The 17,916-nt window shown below is 39.9% G+C and carries 14 protein-coding genes and 1 pseudogene; 9 read left to right on the forward strand and 6 right to left on the reverse strand.

Annotated elements, in window-relative coordinates:
- Positions 1-363: 363 nt before the first annotated feature.
- The 3 genes and pseudogenes from KO530_RS17995 to KO530_RS18005 all read left to right on the forward strand — a co-directional run bounded on the left by KO530_RS17995 (position 364) and on the right by KO530_RS18005 (position 3,372).
- Positions 364-1,866 carry a M20/M25/M40 family metallo-hydrolase gene (locus KO530_RS17995; protein WP_216049849.1) on the forward strand — a complete coding sequence of 501 codons (1,503 nt, stop codon included), beginning with the start codon at positions 364-366 and terminating at the stop codon, positions 1,864-1,866.
- Between the two features lie 142 nt (positions 1,867-2,008).
- Positions 2,009-2,563: pseudogene (locus KO530_RS18000) on the forward strand (hypothetical protein).
- Positions 2,564-3,057: 494 nt separating this feature from the next.
- Complete coding sequence (locus tag KO530_RS18005) at positions 3,058-3,372, forward strand: DUF1840 domain-containing protein (RefSeq protein WP_216049850.1); 315 nt, start codon at positions 3,058-3,060, stop codon at positions 3,370-3,372.
- A 649-nt stretch (positions 3,373-4,021) separates the two neighbouring features.
- On the opposite strand, the gene KO530_RS18010 is transcribed toward KO530_RS18005, so the two are convergent.
- Positions 4,022-4,612, reverse strand: coding sequence for a PEP-CTERM sorting domain-containing protein (locus KO530_RS18010; protein WP_216049851.1), 591 nt, complete (start codon positions 4,610-4,612; stop codon positions 4,022-4,024).
- Positions 4,613-4,979: 367 nt separating this feature from the next.
- On the reverse strand, positions 4,980-5,408 hold the full coding sequence (locus tag KO530_RS18015; RefSeq protein ID WP_216049852.1) for a DUF1330 domain-containing protein: 429 nt from the start codon (positions 5,406-5,408) through the stop codon (positions 4,980-4,982).
- 368 nt (positions 5,409-5,776) lie between these two features.
- On the opposite strand from KO530_RS18015, the gene KO530_RS18020 reads away from it, so the two are divergent.
- Positions 5,777-6,688, forward strand: coding sequence for an AraC family transcriptional regulator (locus KO530_RS18020; RefSeq protein WP_216049853.1), 912 nt, complete (start codon positions 5,777-5,779; stop codon positions 6,686-6,688).
- 188 nt (positions 6,689-6,876) lie between these two features.
- On the opposite strand, the gene KO530_RS18025 is transcribed toward KO530_RS18020, so the two are convergent.
- The 4 genes from KO530_RS18025 to KO530_RS18040 all read right to left on the reverse strand — a co-directional run bounded on the left by KO530_RS18025 (position 6,877) and on the right by KO530_RS18040 (position 14,916).
- Positions 6,877-7,095: a hypothetical protein gene (locus KO530_RS18025; protein WP_216049854.1), complete on the reverse strand. Its 219-nt coding sequence runs from the start codon at positions 7,093-7,095 to the stop codon at positions 6,877-6,879.
- 104 nt (positions 7,096-7,199) lie between these two features.
- Positions 7,200-12,155, reverse strand: coding sequence for a PAS domain-containing protein (locus KO530_RS18030; protein ID WP_216049855.1), 4,956 nt, complete (start codon positions 12,153-12,155; stop codon positions 7,200-7,202).
- 124 nt (positions 12,156-12,279) lie between these two features.
- The gene (locus KO530_RS18035; protein ID WP_216049856.1) at positions 12,280-12,603 is read right to left on the reverse strand and encodes an EscU/YscU/HrcU family type III secretion system export apparatus switch protein; all 324 of its coding nucleotides are present in this window, start codon (positions 12,601-12,603) and stop codon (positions 12,280-12,282) included.
- A gap of 12 nt (positions 12,604-12,615) precedes the next feature.
- Positions 12,616-14,916 carry a flagellar hook-length control protein FliK gene (locus tag KO530_RS18040; protein ID WP_216049857.1) on the reverse strand — a complete coding sequence of 767 codons (2,301 nt, stop codon included), beginning with the start codon at positions 14,914-14,916 and terminating at the stop codon, positions 12,616-12,618.
- 211 nt (positions 14,917-15,127) lie between these two features.
- On the opposite strand from KO530_RS18040, the gene ccmA reads away from it, so the two are divergent.
- From ccmA to ccmE, 5 genes are read left to right on the forward strand one after another with little or no spacing between them, the layout of a single operon-like run.
- Complete coding sequence (gene ccmA, locus KO530_RS18045; RefSeq protein ID WP_216049858.1) at positions 15,128-15,757, forward strand: cytochrome c biogenesis heme-transporting ATPase CcmA; 630 nt, start codon at positions 15,128-15,130, stop codon at positions 15,755-15,757.
- A complete protein-coding gene (gene ccmB, locus KO530_RS18050; RefSeq protein ID WP_216049859.1) occupies positions 15,754-16,422 on the forward strand; it encodes a heme exporter protein CcmB in 669 nt (222 codons plus the stop codon). The genes ccmA and ccmB overlap by 4 nt, the downstream gene beginning before the upstream one ends.
- Entirely contained in the window at positions 16,422-17,168 is a 747-nt protein-coding gene (locus tag KO530_RS18055; protein ID WP_216049860.1) for a heme ABC transporter permease, read from the forward strand. The genes ccmB and KO530_RS18055 overlap by 1 nt, the downstream gene beginning before the upstream one ends.
- Positions 17,165-17,419, forward strand: a complete 255-nt coding sequence (ccmD, locus tag KO530_RS18060; RefSeq protein WP_216049861.1) for a heme exporter protein CcmD — start codon at positions 17,165-17,167, stop codon at positions 17,417-17,419. Before KO530_RS18055 ends, ccmD begins: the two co-directional genes overlap by 4 nt.
- Positions 17,416-17,904: a cytochrome c maturation protein CcmE gene (ccmE, locus tag KO530_RS18065; RefSeq protein WP_216049862.1), complete on the forward strand. Its 489-nt coding sequence runs from the start codon at positions 17,416-17,418 to the stop codon at positions 17,902-17,904. The genes ccmD and ccmE overlap by 4 nt, the downstream gene beginning before the upstream one ends.
- Positions 17,905-17,916 lie beyond the last annotated feature (12 nt).

Here is a 17,916-nt window from a genome sequence, read left to right on the forward strand (position 1 = left end):
TTAGTTAATCGATTAAGTGCGTATTTAGGTTTATTGTCTGAATTTAGAGGCTCTGAAAAATGCTGCTGAGAAAACAAACAGTAAAAAACAAAGCACTTGATATTCGTTGGATGCAGATTAACGCGCTTAGCTGATTAAATGGCTTAACTGTAGTCGTTCATATCTGATCTTAAAGTTTCGATGAATAGGTTAGAACCTCACCTGGTAGGCAGCTTTGAGCGAATTATAGTCATTGGAGACATTCAGTTTCATGGATTTAACAAACCTGATAGGCTGGATGCCTAGTTATTTAATTAGTAGAAAATGATTTAGAAATTTCCGCGACTAACGATACACAAACAGTTGGAAGGAAGAGAATTAATAATGAAAAAGAATATAATCTACTATTTCACACTGCTAATTTTCTTTAGCTACCATCATAATTCTATTGCTCAAAGCCAAGATCGGAATAAGGCATTGGTCCTAAATAAGGCGACTCAAAAGCAACTAAAGGAATATGATAGGTTTTTCATAGAAAATCATAAAAGACATATCAATGAGTTAGTTGAACTGATTGCCATCCCTACCATGTCGATGAAGCCAGAAAACAAGCCTGAACTCCAAAAAGCTGCAAACTTGCTTAAAGACAGGCTCCACTCGATTGGTATGGAAAACACAGAAGTGCATTTCACCAATGAATTGCCAATAGTTACTGCCTCTTATACACGAAACGAAAATCAACCCACCATTCTTTTTTATGGGCATTTTGATGTGCAACCTGTCGCTAAAGAACGTTGGAAAAGCGATCCATTTAATGCAGAGATAAGAAATGAAAGGCTTTATGGGAGAGGCGCCACCGATGACAAAGGGCCTATCATTGCTTTAATTAGTACCATCGAAGGATTGATAAAGGTGGATGGTAAGCTTCCTGTCAACATTAAGCTGCTATTGGATGGCGGTGAAGAAATCGGGAGTCCACATTTGCCAATATGGTTAGCTTCAAATCAAGAATGGCTAAATGACATTGATTATGGAATTAATGTAGATGCAATGATGAAAGGTGACAATCAGGGAATGATGTGGAAAGGACTACGTGGAGCAGCAGACCTTGAAGTCACAATTACATCGGCCAATACCGATTTACACTCAGGCATTTATGGAGGTGTTGCACCGAACGCTGCATTGGCAGCTTCTAAAGTGATTGCTTCTCTTTGGAATGATGATGGATCAATAGCTATTAAAGGATTTTATAATGGCCTAAAGCAATATTCCGAAAAAGAACGACAGGAAATCGCTGCTGTTGTAGACCCTAATCAGGAAACTGAGGATTTAAAGAAATTCGGCATCGACCAATGGATTGGAGAGAAAGAATACACCTTTTATGAGCGACCTTGGATACGTACCTCGGTAGACATTACAGGGTTTAAAGCTGGTTATATTCAAGGCAAGGCCTCTATTATACCTCACACTGCCTGGTTTAGAATGTTAGCAAGGACAGGGCCTGATCATGATCCTAAAGAAGTATTGGAAATGCTTAAAAAGCACGTCAAAGATAGTCTTCCATGGGGGTTGAAAGTAGGTTTCAAAGAAAGTGTGATGGGTACTGCACCTGTTTTCGATGAAAGTGATTTAGGCTTTAGAATAGGCAAACAAGTATTAACAGACTTTTTCGGCACCCCTCCGATTATAGTCTATATTGGTGGTACCGTGCCCGCCCTGTCATCTGTTCCCGACGGCGGTGGCCCAAATTTAGTTTCCATAGGTTTCCAAAGGAGTGACGAAAATTTTCATGCTGACAATGAATATATGCGTATTGATAGTTTCAAGAAAGGCCAACGTATATACGTGAACTTGCTTCATGCATTTGTAAATCAATTGAATGAATAAATATCTCAGTTTCTTAATATTATCGTCGCGACTTCACCCACGTTAGCGCAGAATGAATAGATTTGCATGGACAGCCACAAACTAGACTACTAGGAAAACCAAATAAACTATGTTTTAGTATGCTTAATTCAAGGAATGAATGATGCCACTGGCAAGGAAGCGACAAATCAACCTTTTCGATCCCCCTTATTATCATTGCGTATCTCGCTATGTTCGGCGGGCCTTTTTATGTGGAGAAGATAAACTGACGGGGAAAAGCTAAAAGCATCGTCGCCAGTGGGTAGAGGACAGGTTGCTATTTTTAACCACGGTTTTTGTAATTGAAGTCTGTGCCTATGCGGTGATGAGTAATCACACCAGTATTAAACGCCGTATTCACGATTTCAATAAAGGGTATCAGCCCTCTACGTTAATGCCTTTTGTTGGCAATCCAAAGCAACTTCAACCGTTCGGATTAGCCTTTGACTTAATAGATTATGTTGAATTGGTTGACCTATCTGGTCGCTGCATAGCGCCTAACAAAAAAGCTACCATTGAAGTGGATGAGTCACCCATATTGCAGCGCTTAGGATTGGATGAACACACCTGGTAAGATATGTTTCTAACGTTTGAAACTAATTTTAGCGTGGTAGCAGGTCAAATAGACACTTTAAAACGCTACAAGCGAAAACGTCGGTTAAAGAGTTCTTTAGGTTAACATTTACCCATTAAACCTATTCATTTCAATTGTATCTTTGCACAAGAGACATGCCTCCCTCCGTACTAAATTCACATTAATAACGCTCATTTTCCAGAAACCGATGATTGTATTGGTACTTATCTAAACTATGAGCACATTAAAAAACTTTCATCAACTTCCGACAGAAATTAAAGGCCTCAATTTCCACTAATTAAAAGATGCCTGTCCATCTTACTTTTCCCTCGTTAATGGAAATCTAAATTTAGTCGGTTGCGAATAGTCTTAAGTTTGAAATGTAAACCGTGGATTTTAGGGATTTGCAATCATAAGACTGCCTCCACAAGTATCTAGGATCTGAAAAACTGTTAATAAAAGATGTCGCGGTCGGTGCATTTAAGGTTAGTTAGCTGTCGCAGTCAGTAAAAGGGGAACTAGGTAGTTGAAGTAAAGGGTGTCGTATAGGTGTACACTCATCTTACATTCATTGAGCAGCCCTAGAGAGTTAAATCATCATGCTAGTAACTTTTTCCAGTCAGCCTAGTGCCAACATTACCATGTTCGGAGATATAGCAGTGCAATTACTGAAAATGATGGGGCACAGCGGTACTGTTCCCAGTGCAATACTTGCAAAAGATGTCCCCTCAGCACTGGCGAATTTGGAAGCTGCGCTGGGGGTAGCAGAGCAACAACCAGAATCAGAAGAACCTACTGACGATATGGAGAAAACGTCTTTTGTCAGTCTTTCTCACCGCGCTTTACCCTTAATCGATTTACTGAAGGCTGCAATAAAAGATGAAAGTAATGTGCAGTGGACGAGCAACAATTAGTCCCGCAGTGCGGCGTTAAAGTAAAAAGATAAAGCAAATTGGATTTCTACCAGTAAGGGGGGCGGAGTTAAGCATCTTTCGGCTCGCTCCACCTCGAAACTCTTTACAAAGTCCCGACTGTCGGCTTTGAGCGATAAGGAGGCATTCGAATACGTTAATCGCTATTGCTTGTTTACGTCAATAGTCGACGTACGCGGTTCAAATTTGTACAAAAATTTTGTTGCAAGAACAGCCCGGAACTTTTAAATAAAGAATAAATTATCTTATGGTAGGAGGACTTGCATGCGACGCCGAAGGTTTCTGTACCAAAGTTCTATCAACATAAGACGTTGAAGGCTGTCGTTTCAACAAAAACAACCGCAATTTCTCCTTAGTAAACATCAATCCATTCTAAAAACCAGCTGTGACGAAGGGAAGTAAATAGCGTTAATCCGTCTAATACTCTATTGTCTGATGGATTCCATCAACCCAGCAAATCCCATTGTGGTCATCATTCGTTTCAGGTTGTAAGCCAGCACATGCAGGCTCATTTCGATACTTAGCTAGGTTTGTAGTAAATTCAGGATAGTAATGCTTTACAGTGTATTTTTTTGTTAGGCATAAAAAAGCCCCGATACAACGAGGCTTATTCTCTAAAAGTGATTTTTGATTAGGTAGTTTTCTTTTTCCTTGAAAACCCAACACCAACCAAACCCAATCCCAAAAGTGCGAGTGATGTTGGTTCAGGTACGGCCTCTATGTCAAAAATGAAGTTATCAAATACGATGCCATCCCCTACCCCTACATCTTGTACCTGTGAAAACTCCACACGTCGGATTCCTGATGCTGAAAGGCTTAAAGTATAGAACTCATCAGAACCTATTGATGAACCAAAAATCTGCTCTGTTGCCAATAAATTACCGCCACTACCAGCATCATATGCACTTAAAACAAAACCATTTAGACCAACATCGATACCAGTTAAACTAACCGAAGAAACAAGTGAACTAAAAATTGCCTCAATAGGGTCGCTTGGTTGTGGCTGATAGACCGAGTTGGTATGTCTAATGACGTTAGGGCCTGTAGATCCAGGTGCCGAAAAATTATTACTAGTTATTGCATCTACAAAAGTAACACCTAGCCCCGAATAGTTATTACCAACAATAACTCCTTGGCTTAAGTCATCAAAATCAATTGTAATTGGCGTTGCATTTACTGAATTGACAAACAAACAAATAAACAAACAAACAGTTTTTTTCATTTTTATTTCCAGATTAATAACAAAAACTAATATACTACAGGCAAAATGAGATCCAACATTTTAAGTCTCTGTTTTTATTGGTAGTTTAATTCCGTGATTCTCAAAATCTTGTAAGAAGTGTAAAAAATACTGACAGTCGGCTAACTGCCCACAGCGCCAGTTCAAGGATTGATGTTCCCATCTCCGCTTTTGGCACTTAAGTGACAGACGACTTCTACGGCGATATTACTGAGAAAGCCGCCGATGGTATTAGCATTGAAACACTTTAATTAAGCTTCCTTATGCGGATCGATTTGTCACGTTATATGAAGTTAATTGGCGGTATGTATCCATAAACTATATTGAAATAATTATTTGTGAATATACTTTATAAAAGAGAACTTATCGCTTCAATAGGTAATAACCTTGAATCAACAATTGCGGCTTCTCTATGCCCTAGTACAACTTGATATTGTGGGTCAGACGCAAACGAAAGAAAACTATCTAATGACTTTTGTTTTATTATCATCACTAAGTCCCACTTTTCTTCCATTGGGCCGATAAAAAAATGTTCACTTTTACCAAGTAGCATAATTTCACCGCCACTTTTCTCTAAGAATGGTAACGTTTGATTAATATAAATTTGATAAGCCTCTTTTCCTGTTGTAGGTGTTTTAGGTGCTATATCAGAAAATTGACTATAGTCTGCAATTTCTTTAAAACGAAGTAAGTTAAGCATAATAACTTCGCCTCTTATTGATTTTGAAAATAGTTGTTTTGCTGATTCGTCGGTTGGATTTAAGTAACTAGCTTGCATGATAATTCATCTCTAAATGTTATTTTCCATGAATTATACGTGCACCTTTCTCTTGTGCTTTTCCATTCTTGCTAGAAAGTCTTAAGAATAGCAATATTGGAAAATCCCACTAATGCATTCGTTGATAAACTTAATTGAATTGAACTAATAGAGGCCATTTATCATGAAAACGAATCCACGGGTATTAAGGAATTTCATTTATCTCGCGTTTATACTTTGTTTATATACTAAGTTTGGATTGCAACCGTCAAATAGCACACAAACTGGTTCCACGACCGTTCTACTTATATCTGCCGATCTATGCTGTTCATTTAAAGTAGAAAGACTAAGTAATAGCCTTGCTATTTCAGTGACAATAGGAGGTTGAAATGAATCCTATATATAAACAAAGAATTTTGACGGCACTTACCTATATTGAATCAAATCTAGCCCAACCTCTTAGTTTGGAATTAGTTTCAAATCATTGTCATTTTTCACCTTTTCATTTTCATCGTATTTTTAGTGGTGTTATGAATGAAACGTTGAACAATTATGTGGGCAGAAAAAGACTGGAAAAAGCGGTTAATTTATTGGTATTTAGAAGAGAGCTTAGTATTACAAATATTGCATTGGATTGTGGCTTTTCTTCTAGCTCGAATTTTGCTAAATCAGTTAAAAAATATTTTGGTTATAGTCCTACCGAAATTCGTTCTCCAAAACCTGAAGAGCTACCCAATCTCGGTGATATTTTTAGTAAATACGGAAAGAAATTTAATCCTAATGAGTTGTATCCCGCATCAACAGACAGAACGTCTCAAAACAATAATCCAATAAATGTGGAAGTTAAAACAATAAAACAAAAACGATTAAGCAAATTAGTATCAAAAGGTGGTTATGAGTCAGAGTCGTTATTTGAAACATGGGATATATTAACTCATTGGGCTAAGCTTCAAGGAATACCTGAGAAGTCACAATATAGGTTAGCTTGGTGTTATGACAACCCTTCATTGACAGCTGCTCACAAGTGCCAATATGAAGCATCAATAGAAATTGATGATAGGGTACATGTTACTGACCCCTTTAGGGTAGGAGATTTACCTGAAGGGAAATATGCTGTGATTTATGTTAAAGGATCTCCAGAAGATATCACCCAAGCACAGCTCTATTTGTTTAGCTGTTGGTTGCCTGGCAGTGGTTTCGAACCAGATAATTTACCCATGTTAGAACGTTATTTAAATGACGTTAGAGTTGATGGTTTTCTAGAATCTGAAATTATGGTTAAGCTGAAAGTTTTAACCTAACCTCAATTTTAAATCTACTAGTAGCGCAGAAGGTTGATTTTGGGGATGGACAGCCGTTTTGGTTTCGTTTTTCTAGGACCGCTTTGGTGGCATTCCATCATAGTCAGTTTGTTCGAGCCACCGCTTTGACTACAATTGGCACATAGATGACTGTCAGCTCAAAGTTTAAGGGTCTATAACTTTGTCCACTAACTTACTTCTTCACCTTCGTACTTGCTAGCTAGATCATCTAGTTCTGCGCTCGTGCTGTCGAACCCTGAGTCTGAGTAATGATATGTAACTTGTACCTTCAACGAGCCGCGATAAAGTTTTGCTTTGATATTCGGCCGTTGTTCGGAATTCACATCATTTAAAAAGCGGTTGGCTACTTGACCGCTGGGGAATTGATAAATTATTTGATTTTGCATGTTTAGACGAAATTGAAGAATTTTTTGAATAGTGCATGTTCACTGTTTAATTAGCAAGAGTGAGGCTTAGCAAATTTGCAATGCTAAGCCTATATTCTTGAATCTTATTTGTTTAAATGGGAATAAATCACTCTGAGCGTGGTCATGATGGATTCTTTTACGCTAGGCCAGAAAATGGAAATGCTATCAACTTGTCCTTGCCGGAAGTCTGCTTCTAATCGAGTCGCAACATCGTCTAATGGATTAGAGTTAACTTTGCGAGCAATATGTGCAAGCTTGCGTGCTTGTGTCAGTATTGCGCTGTTGTTGTCTTCCATCACTGCATTATCCATATTTTGCATGGCACTTTCTAATTCACTCATTAACGCACCAAGATCAATTGCCAGCGATTGTTTAGGTGGATTCTTTTGCAAGAATGGCAATAAATCGAACCAAATATGAGGATCCCTTGGCATATCTAGCTTGGCAAATTCAGGGGTTTCTTGAACTTCAGGAGTAGGGCGTTGTTCTTGCGCTTGTTTCAATTCCTCTTTGTGGGCTGCGACAAGGGCTTTTTCTTTAACTTGCAATTTGGCCTGACTGGATTCAAGTTGCTTTTGTGCTTGCTGCAGCTCAGTTTCTTTATTGGCAATTTGACTCTTATTGCTAATTAACTCTTGTTCTAGCTGCTTTAATTTTTCACTTAATTCTGACTGATTGTTATCTTGCGCGCTTAAACTGGCTTTTGTGTTGTCGTATTCAGCTTGGATTGCCTGTAATTCAGTAGCCAACTGTTGTTGCTCATTTTGCATTTTTTGCACATTTTGTTCGCTGTTTTGCAATGCTTTTTGCTGTTCAGCCAGTTGTTGCTGCAGCTTCAATTCCTGCTGTTCCTGTTGTTTTAGTCTGTCTTGCAATTCTTGAGCTTCTCGTTTTGCTTGCTCTAATTCAGACTGCAATTTCTGTTCACCAGATTGAGTATCACTGACCTGTGATTCTGCACGTTGTAATTCTTGTAGACTTTGTTGCAGTTTCTCCTGCATTTGTTGGTTTTGACGCTCAGCTTCAAGTAATGATTGTTGCAATTGTTTTTTCTGTTGCTCGATTTCTGCATGGTGTTGACGCCACTGTTCATCGCTTCCTTGCAACATTTCTTTTTGTTTAGTAGCGCGGTTTTCCACGTCTGATAATTCTAGTTTTAACTGATCTAGCTTCTGTTGCTGTTCAAGACGTTGACGTTTTTCTTTGTCAGTTTGGCGCTGATTTTCGTCTAATTGTTTCTGGGTCAACTGCAGTTGTGATTGTTTTGCTTGTACTTCTTTTTTCAAGGCTTCTTGACGTTGTTGCCACTGTTGATCACTTTCTTGCATTTCCCGTTGCTGCTCAGAGCTGCGTTGCTCCATTTCTAGCAATTCAGATTGCAGCTGCTCAAAAATCTTTTGCTGTTGCTGCTTAGCTTCTTTTTCTGCTTCAGTTTGGCGTGCGGTTTGTTGCAAAGCTTGTTCGGTTTCAAGTAATTTCTGTTGTTTAATTTGCAGTTCTTTTTGCAACGCATCTTGTTTATCTTTCCAGCGACGGTTTGCTTCTTCGATAATCTGTTTTTGCTGCTGTTCACTGCGTTTTTCCATATCGACTAATTCAGATTGTAAACGCTGCATTAATTCACGTTGTTGTGCTTTTTCTGCCTCAGTTTGTTGCTTGGCTTGATTTAAGTTCTGTTCCGCTTGTTTCAGCTTTTGCTGTTGCTGTTCCCGCTCTTGTTGCCATTGGCGTTGCTGTTCTTGCAGTCTTAATTCTGCTTCATCATTTTTTTGTTGCTGCTGCAATTCGCTGCGTCTTTCCATTTCAGCTAATTCTTGTTGTAACTTTTCAAACACTTTTTGCTGCTGAGCTTTGGCTGATTTTTCTGCTTCGAACTGTTGCTCTTGTTGCTGCAAAATACGTTGAGTTTCTTGCAGTTTTTGTTGTTTACTGTGTAGCTCTTGTTGCAGTTTTTGCTGTTGCTGAGCCCAGTGTTTATCGGCTTCAGCTATTTTTTGTTGCTGCTGTTCACTGCGGCGTTCTACTTCTTTTAAGTCTTCTTGTAATTGTTGTAACCGCTGTTGTTGAAGTTGTTTTTCAGCTTTATCTTGTTCTGACTGGCGTTTGGTTTCGTTTAAAATACCTTGGGTTTTTTGCAACTGGCGTTGTTTATTTTCAAGCTCTTGTTGTAACAATGCCTGTTGTTTTTCCATGTCGCCTTTTTGCTGATTAGACATTTCTTCAAACTTGTCCATTTCATGTTGCAAATGATCAATGTGGCGAGCTTTATTGGATAGTTCAGATTGTGCAACAAAACAGGATTGTTCTAAGTCGCGACGTTGTTTTTCAGCTAGTTCGCTGGCTTTTCGTTGGTTAATTAACAGTTGGCGTAATTTCTCACTGGCTTGGCTGGAGCTCGATAACTTCGATTGCAAGGCGCTAATCTGACCGTTTACATCTGAAATTTGTTTGTCTTTTTGATAAATAGACGACTTGAGATCACTAATTTGCCCCTCAAAAGCTGCCATTTTTTGTTGTTGTTCTTGTCGTTCAAGTTCTAAATTACTGGCGGTTTTTTCACTTTCAGCTAGCTCTTTTTGCGCATCTTTATACTTTTTATTACTGTACTGGAGTTCATCTGCAATTTGATTTCGTTGTTTTTCCAAGCCATGAATTCGTTTACTGGTTTGTTCAAGTTGATCGGCTAAATCTTGGTTGGCTTTTTCACTGTTGGCCAGTGATTCTCGACTTTGTTGATAGTCTTGCTGCAATTGAGTTAAATGTGCAGTGACATTGTCATGTGCTTGCTGCAAAGTAGTTAGCTCTGAGGTTTTATCGGATATATCGTCTTCCGCCGCTTTTAACTTCGATTGGGTAGCTGATAACGACCTTACTTTGCTGGCAAGTTGGTCTTGGCTGCTTTCTAATAACTGTTGCTTCTCAACAATTAATCGCTCGGCCGCCTGATGTAAGTTAATTGCTTCTAAGCGTTCTTGGTCGGCTTTTTTGATAGCTCTAAGATCCGTCCAAATACACAAGATTGAATCAAAATCTTGGCCTTTAAACATAGGTACAAATGTGGCCTGACAGGGCAGTTTGTTGCTACCTCGGCTATGTTGCCAGGTCATTGATAACGCTTTTCCGTCTTGTTTTATTTGCTCAATTTTGTTCTGGAAGTTTTCGAGATCAGCTTCACTATCATTCAGTTTTTTAGAGTATGGGTAGTGTCCAAATAGGTCTTCTTCGTCTTCCACAGAGAAAAACTCACAGGCCGCAGGGTTTAGTTTATTGAAGCCATTTTCGGTTAATACAGCCATTGGCATACTGCTGTGTAACAACAAACTCTCGAATTTATCTTGTTGATACTGTTCATCACTAATGTCGGATATCCAGCACAAAAAGTGCTGTTTTTCGCGGTCAAACAGTTCGATGTTCAGTTCACTTGGATGGAGTTGCTGTTGTTTGCCTTTTAAGTCTGCATGAAATCCTTCTAGGCTGCCATTTTTATGTAATTTCTTGGCGGCTTTTCCAGAGTTTTTGGGATCATTAAATAGTTGATAAAACGAGCCTTTCATCAGTTCTTTCTCGGTCAGATCCAAGCGCAGTGTTAATGCTTTATTAGCCTGCACAATGCGATCATCGTCATCAATCATGACTATGCCTAGGGGCGCTTTATCAATGATATTAGAGAAATGTTGGCGCTCATGTTCAAGTAGCGCTTTAGTGTGTTGCAGCTCTGTAATATCTTCCATTAAACATATGGAGCCTGCGGGGTTGCCGGTTTCATCTCGGAAAGATTGAATTTTCACTTTTAAGGTTTTTTTATCACCCGAAGCTAGCTCTAAAGTTATTTCTTTGGCACTGCCGACACTGGCAGAGTATGCCATGCTGGGGGATTGACCTTGGGGCATGATAGCTTGAATATCAGCAGGCAAAATAGATAGTTGTTTAGCCGGTTGATTGCGTAAATTGTCCACAGAAGTATTAAAAAACAATTCAAATGCTGTGTTACATGCAACCACTAAACTATTTTCATCTAGTAGCAGAGTAGGGTGACTAATGGAGCTGAGCATGCCCTTAACAATTTGTTTGTTAGCGGTTAGTTGATGCTTCAAAACAACTTGCGGACTGATATTGGTGACAGTTATATGGGCTTTTAACGCCTTACCTTTTTCATCCAAGGCTAACGGGAAACCGATAAATCTGACAAATAGATCACCTTCATGCGCATCCAATTTACATTCTAAATCAATCTGTTGGCCTCGTTCTAAATCTTTATATCCTTGATTCCAAGCAAACTGTGTATCTTGTGAAACGTATTGTTCAAACTGTTTTATGTCACCGCTAAGCTGTTTGTCAGTGTTTGTCAGCATGTTGGAAAAAACGCTATTTGTGCTGAATGTTTTTTCTGACAAGTCGATTTCTAATTGGCCAATTTGGGTGTTATCTAATATTTGGTTATTTAAGTTTAAGGCATCGTTTAGGGAATCTATTTGAGTCTGAGAAGCCGAAACGTCGACAATTGATATAATTGAAGCGATCTGTTGTTGATTGTCTTTTTGTGGTGCAAATTCGAGCACTAAATTTCGATCTTTAACCGGTCCGATAAGTTGCTCTTTGCATTGAATTTTAGCCTTGATTCCGTTTTCAATTTGCGCACTATATTGTTGTTCAAATAGCGTGTTCAAGCCTTTACCTTGCAAGTTTTCTGCTCTATTTCCTAAATAATATGCCGCTAATTTATTGCAATACTGTATTTCGCCTGCATGATTAACTTGAACCATGCCAACGTGGAAATTGTCTAAATACTGGGTGTTTTGCTTGAGAATAAGTTGATTTTCGGCGAGCTGATTAAGCGCTCTTTTTTGATTGATTTTAAAAAATATCGTTAGCACAAACAGCACAACGAAGATTGCAGCAATAGCAATTAATCCGTATTCAATGTTATCTGCGGATTGCGCCAGTACTTGTTCGCCAATCGCATACACATTGTTAGTCATCAGCAGTGTGCCAAGCGCAATGCAGGTTCTGGACACTTTTTTAAATACGTGCAGCGTCATTAAATTATTCCCATTCAACATATTGCAACCAGATTAACCTGTCAGCTTGGTACAACAAATCTTTTTAAAAACAACTAGGTGTAGAAAACAATACGCAAGTCATTGGTAAACAATAAGTAAGCCATTAGGCTTTGGTCGATAATTTGTGGTGACTTGCCGCCCAGCTTTCAGGAAACTTACCTTGCAAAACGTATGAAAAGGCGATGAGTTCTGCAATCACATGGTACAATTGTTCGGGGATTTCCTGGCCTAAATCCATTCTGGCGAGAAAATCACTGAGATAGGGATCTTCATGCACTAACACACCACTTTGTTTGGCTAGGGAGACTATTTCTTCTGCTAAGTCACCAAAACCCTTGGCAATAATTTTGGGCGCTTGTTTCTTTCCTTCTTGGTATTGAATACCTACAGCGCTCTTGGTCTTTTTTGATTTTTTTGGGTCGGTCATAATCGTTACTTATTAAGCCTGAGTTTGAAAAATTTGATAAGGACGAGTGTGCAAATGCTCGGGTATTTTACCTAGCTGGCATTGCGCTTTTGCCACTTCAATACCTAAACTTTTCAATCGTTTTTTGAACAACGGAAGATAGTTATAAACCAGCTCTTTTACAGCTTCGTTGGATGTGTATAAATCTAGCTCCAATTCATCTTGTTGTAATTTGGCTTTGGTGAGTATCTGGCCGATTTCGCCAATGTCCATTTTCATCGTTAAATGCCAAATCGCTGACTTGTTGTGTTGTTTTTCAGCGCTAGCGTGTTTTTCTGGTTCGCGTTTTATTAATAACTCGATGTCTTTTTTCTGTTCGCCTACACCGCTGGGTAAAACATAATAAAATGTTTCTTGTCCTTGCAAGGCTTGTTCGGCGTTACTTAATTTACTCGATTGGTGTTGCGCAAACATACGCCCTAACTGTTTAAGTAACTGATGCTTCTGTTCCATTTGGTTCAGATCATTCAGGCTGCGCTGGGTTTGCGGAGCCGCTGCTTTACCGGAACTCGATATGATGCTACTCACTATCTGCGCGATTTTTTCACTGTTTTGCGGTTGGTTTCTATTCAATCTAGAAGCTAAGCTAATTTGTAACATCGTCATCAGACCTGCAACAATTCCTTGTGAGGAAATGGCTTGAGTGAGTTGAATGGGTGACAAATTAAGGGGCGCTTGAGTGATGAGTTGTTTGATGTTTTCAGCGTCAGCCTCTTTGCCTTGCGGTGTGCCTTGTTGCAGCTGTTTCAATATCGCTTCGGCAAGCGCTTTAGTTTCTGGCGATTTGGCTAAAATGGGATCGCGCAGTGCCATTTCTATATTCTGTAAGGTTTCGCTTGGACTGGCAGCTTGGGGTAAAACCCGTCGCATTAAATCGCTTATTTGTTCAAGTACTTGTTGTTTTTGAGCTACAGGTATCGAGTCTAACTTTTGGGTTAAGGTTTGCAGGTTTTTTTCAATCGTCGTGTTATCTGATTGGATTGCCTTAGCCGCAGCTTCTTTGGGAGTTAGCTGATTTAAGTTGGCTTCAGCGGCGCGTTTATCGGCACTAGGAGACTGGCCGTCGGCTTGAACCTTGAGATTTAATTCGGGTTTATTGGTTCCCCCGTCTGGACGCATAATCGACGTTTTAGTGGATTGCGCAGTTCCTTGTTTTGCATCACTTGGCAAAAACAGTGCATTTTTAACTTGTTGCACTTGGGCTTCAGTGAGCGGCAGCTGCGCAAGAGGAGTTTTAACCGGACCTTTAATTTCTCCTTTACCAGCTGCGAGTAAATCGATACTGACATTTTTCACACTAACATCAACATTTAAAAGTTTAGGGATTGCATTGTCTAAACGTAATTGTGGCTGTTGGGTCAGTGTGTCGATCAATATTTGACGAGGAACCGCTAATGAAATGTTGTGAGATGGATTATTTAGCCGCGCAGAATCAGATTGTAACAATTTAACGATATCTGGCTTAGTCAAATTAAGCATAATTACTTTTTGCGCAATATTGCTTTGGTTGCTGTGTTGAATTTGCTCGGGACGTTTCTGTAATTGGATGTTTTGGGAATATTTGTCTGCCGTTACTTGTTGGTTTATCTGTTCTGACTTTCCTGATTGAATAACCTCTTTGGGTGCGGCAGGATTCAGGTTATTCCCATCCGTTTTTGCAACACTCTGGGAGATGTTTGGGCTGTCTACTATCAGCCTAACCTGCCATTGGTTACCCTTTGGGGTTATCTGCAATTGGACATTTTGATTGCTTGGCAACACTTTTGCTGACGCCGGTAAATTCACACTGATTATTTGTGATTTAGCATTAATCGAGGTTGCTAAATTGGCTGTGTTGCCATTGCTACTAATCACTTTTGCATCCACAGCGACATTGTTAGTTTGTGCTGCTGGTGAAGCCTTGCTGCTAATGGCATTTAAAATGGTTGCGAGTTGTTTTTGATTGAGGCTGGCAATTACCGATTGAACGTCTGTTTTGGTTGACGGACTGTATAACAATAGTGCTGAAGTAGTATTTTGATTACCCGACGAACTGGTATGATTCTGTAATTGTGCTTGCACTTGTGTCGCGTTTAACGACTGTGGCAAGTTATTCGGTCGTGGCAAGGTCACTGTGTGTTGCTGTTTGGGTAGCGTTAAAGCAATTTGATTATTAGCTAAAAATTGAATAATAACCTGCGCAGCCTGCTTTGCTACTGGCGAGTTTGATGACAACTTCGAAAGCTGAGCGGCAGCCTGCACAAGTTGTTGAGCGTTTAGTGATATATCTGACATAAACAGGTTATCGGCAAAGCGTCAGTAGATTTAACAATGACTAAGCATAACCTGTTGTAGATATAGAATCTAATAGCTGGATTTGGCTTTTTGCTATGGTATCATTTGCGCCGATTTTTCGGCTTGTAGCTTTTCAGTAAATTAAAACGACTTTGATTTGCTAATTAGTTAAGTCGTTGTTGTATATAGCCTAACTGGAGAATGACTCAACTTGGCATTGTTACGTGGGCAAAATTTGGGATGTGTGAAGCAAGATCGAACTTTGTTTGAGAACATTGAATTTTCAATCGAACCTTCCGAATTACTTTATGTGCGTGGCCAAAATGGCGCTGGAAAAACCAGTTTGTTGAGAATTTTGGTTGGTTTAGCCGATCCTTCTGAAGGGTCAATAGAGTATAAGCATCAAGATATTCAGCATGTCAGTGAAAGTTATTTTCAAGATTTAGTCTATTTTGGACACAAACTAGGCTTAAGTCTCAATCTTAACGGAATTGAAAATTTACGATTTTGGTGTCAATTAAATCAAGTTAACTGCACTGAGTCAGAATTATTCGAATTGTTAGCTAGTTTAGGGTTGGTTGGCTTAGAAGATGTGCCAGTAAGTCAGCTTTCTGCTGGTCAGCAACGTCGTGTTGCTTTGGCGCGTTTGTGGTTGAAAACTGACGCTAAACTATGGATTTTAGATGAACCCTTCACAGCTTTAGATGTCCAAGGGATTGCCTTGTTGCGAGACAAAATGATTCAACATTTGAGTGTAGGTGGGGCGATTATTATTACCTCTCACCAAACCTTAGAGGTGGATTACCCCACATCCGAGTTGCTGTTGGAATATCGCATATGACGTCTATTTTATTGGCGGTATTTAAACGTGATTTAGCGTTGGCGTTTCGTCAGCGGGCAGAGCTGCTGCAGCCCATGATGTTTTTTGTATTGGTGATCAGTTTATTTCCATTAGGTGTGGGTCCTGGCCCTGAAATTTTACAAAAAATTGGCCCTGGTGTTATCTGGGTAGCTGCAATTTTGTCTTCATTGTTAGGTATGGAAAGGTTATTTCGAGACGATTTTCAGGATGGAACCCTTGAGCAGATAATGTTGAGTGGCGCATCTATGCCCCTTGTCTGCGTGGTGAAAGTGGCGGTGCATTGGTTAGCCAGCATTGTTCCTTTGATTTTATTGTCTCCATTGTTAGGGGTTTTTTTAAACCTTAGTTTAGATATGTACTGGGCATTGCTAGCGACCTTATTAGTGGGAACTCCGTTGCTGAGTTTAGTTGGAGCTGTAGCGGTTGGCTTAACCGTTGGACTTCAAAAAGGCGGTGTGTTGCTCGCCCTGTTATTGTTACCCGTTTTTGTACCTTTATTGATATTTGCAACCGCGGCGGTAGATGCAGCATCGTTGCAGATATCCTATTCAGCCCATTTAGGCTTAATTGGAGCAATGTTATTACTAGCTCTTGCATTGGCTCCTATGGCCATTGCCTATGCATTAAAAGTGAGTCAAAGCTAATGTGGAAGTGGTTACATCCCTACGCTAAATCAGAGTCTACTTACAAACTCTGTCAAACCTTATTGCCTTGGTTTTCAATCAGTGCGGCAATTACCCTCGTCGTTGGCCTGATTTTGGGGTTGATGTTTGCTCCAGCTGATTACCAACAGGGTGATTCTTTTCGCATCATTTATATTCATGTCCCTAGTGCCATCACATCGATGAGTGCCTATGCTGCGATGGCAGTTGCCGCGCTTATTGGTTTAGTTTGGCAAATCCGCACAGCCTATATGGCGATGATTGCGATTGCACCAGTTGGGGCGATGATGACCTTTATTGCGTTATTTACCGGGGCAGCATGGGGTAAACCTATGTGGGGCACTTGGTGGGTATGGGATGCCAGATTAACGTCTGAACTGGTGTTGTTATTTTTATACCTTGGGGTAATTTCGTTATACAAATCCTTCGACGATAAAGTACAGGCAGGAAAAGCAGCCGGGGTTATGTCCCTTGTCGGTGTGATTAATTTACCCATTATTCACTACTCGGTTGAGTGGTGGAATACTTTGCATCAAGGTGCAACCATCAGCAAATTTGATAAGCCATCTATTGCGCCAGAAATGTTTTGGCCGTTAATGGTTAATTTGTTGGCAGCAGTCTTATTAATTGGTGCAATCACCTTAAAGCGTTTGCAAAACGAATTGTTGCGTCGCGAAATACACCGTCCTTGGGCTGTTAAAACCTTATTGAAAGAGGGCAAATCATGAATTTTCAATTCGATTCTTGGCAAGCTTTTTGGCAAATGGGCGGATATGGTTTTTATGTCTGGTTGGCATTTGGTGTGTCGTTTTTGGCTGTTTTTTTGGTTGTCTACGAAAGTATTTGGGCTAAAAAACAACTCATCAAAGCGGTTAACGCACAAATTGCCCGTAAAAAACGAATTAAACAGAAAAAAGCAGCTGATTCAGCACGTGAAGAAGCACAGTCAACATCTGAAAAGAAAGGTGAATTATCGTGAATCCAAGACGTCAAAAACGTTTGTTTGGAATATTAGCCGTTGTGCTCTTAGTAGCCGCTGCAGTATGGATGATGCTTAGCGCATTAAGTGAAAATATTGACCACTTTTACACACCCTCTGAAATCATCGACGGTAAAGAAGGTGTCACGCCAACTATTGGTCAACGTCTGCGTATTGGCGGAATGGTGGTTCCGGGGAGCGTTAAACGGGATCAGGAAAGTTTGGCCGTGAGTTTTGATTTAGCCGATACCGGTCCCATAGTAACCGTGCGTTATGCCGGCATTTTACCTGATCTTTTTCGTGAAGGTCAGGGCATAGTGGCAACGGGCAGACTAACTGAAAATAACCTCATCGTTGCCGATGAAGTTTTAGCTAAACATGATGAAGAATATATGCCGCCCGAATTGGCTGAAAAAATGAAAGGCATCAAGCATGTAAAACCCGACAATTTACAAACAGATCAGAAAGCTGGATCTGGATATTAGGATTAATTAAAC

It is taken from the genome of Aliiglaciecola lipolytica (assembly GCF_018860635.1).
GTDB lineage: Bacteria > Pseudomonadota > Gammaproteobacteria > Enterobacterales > Alteromonadaceae > Aliiglaciecola > Aliiglaciecola lipolytica_A.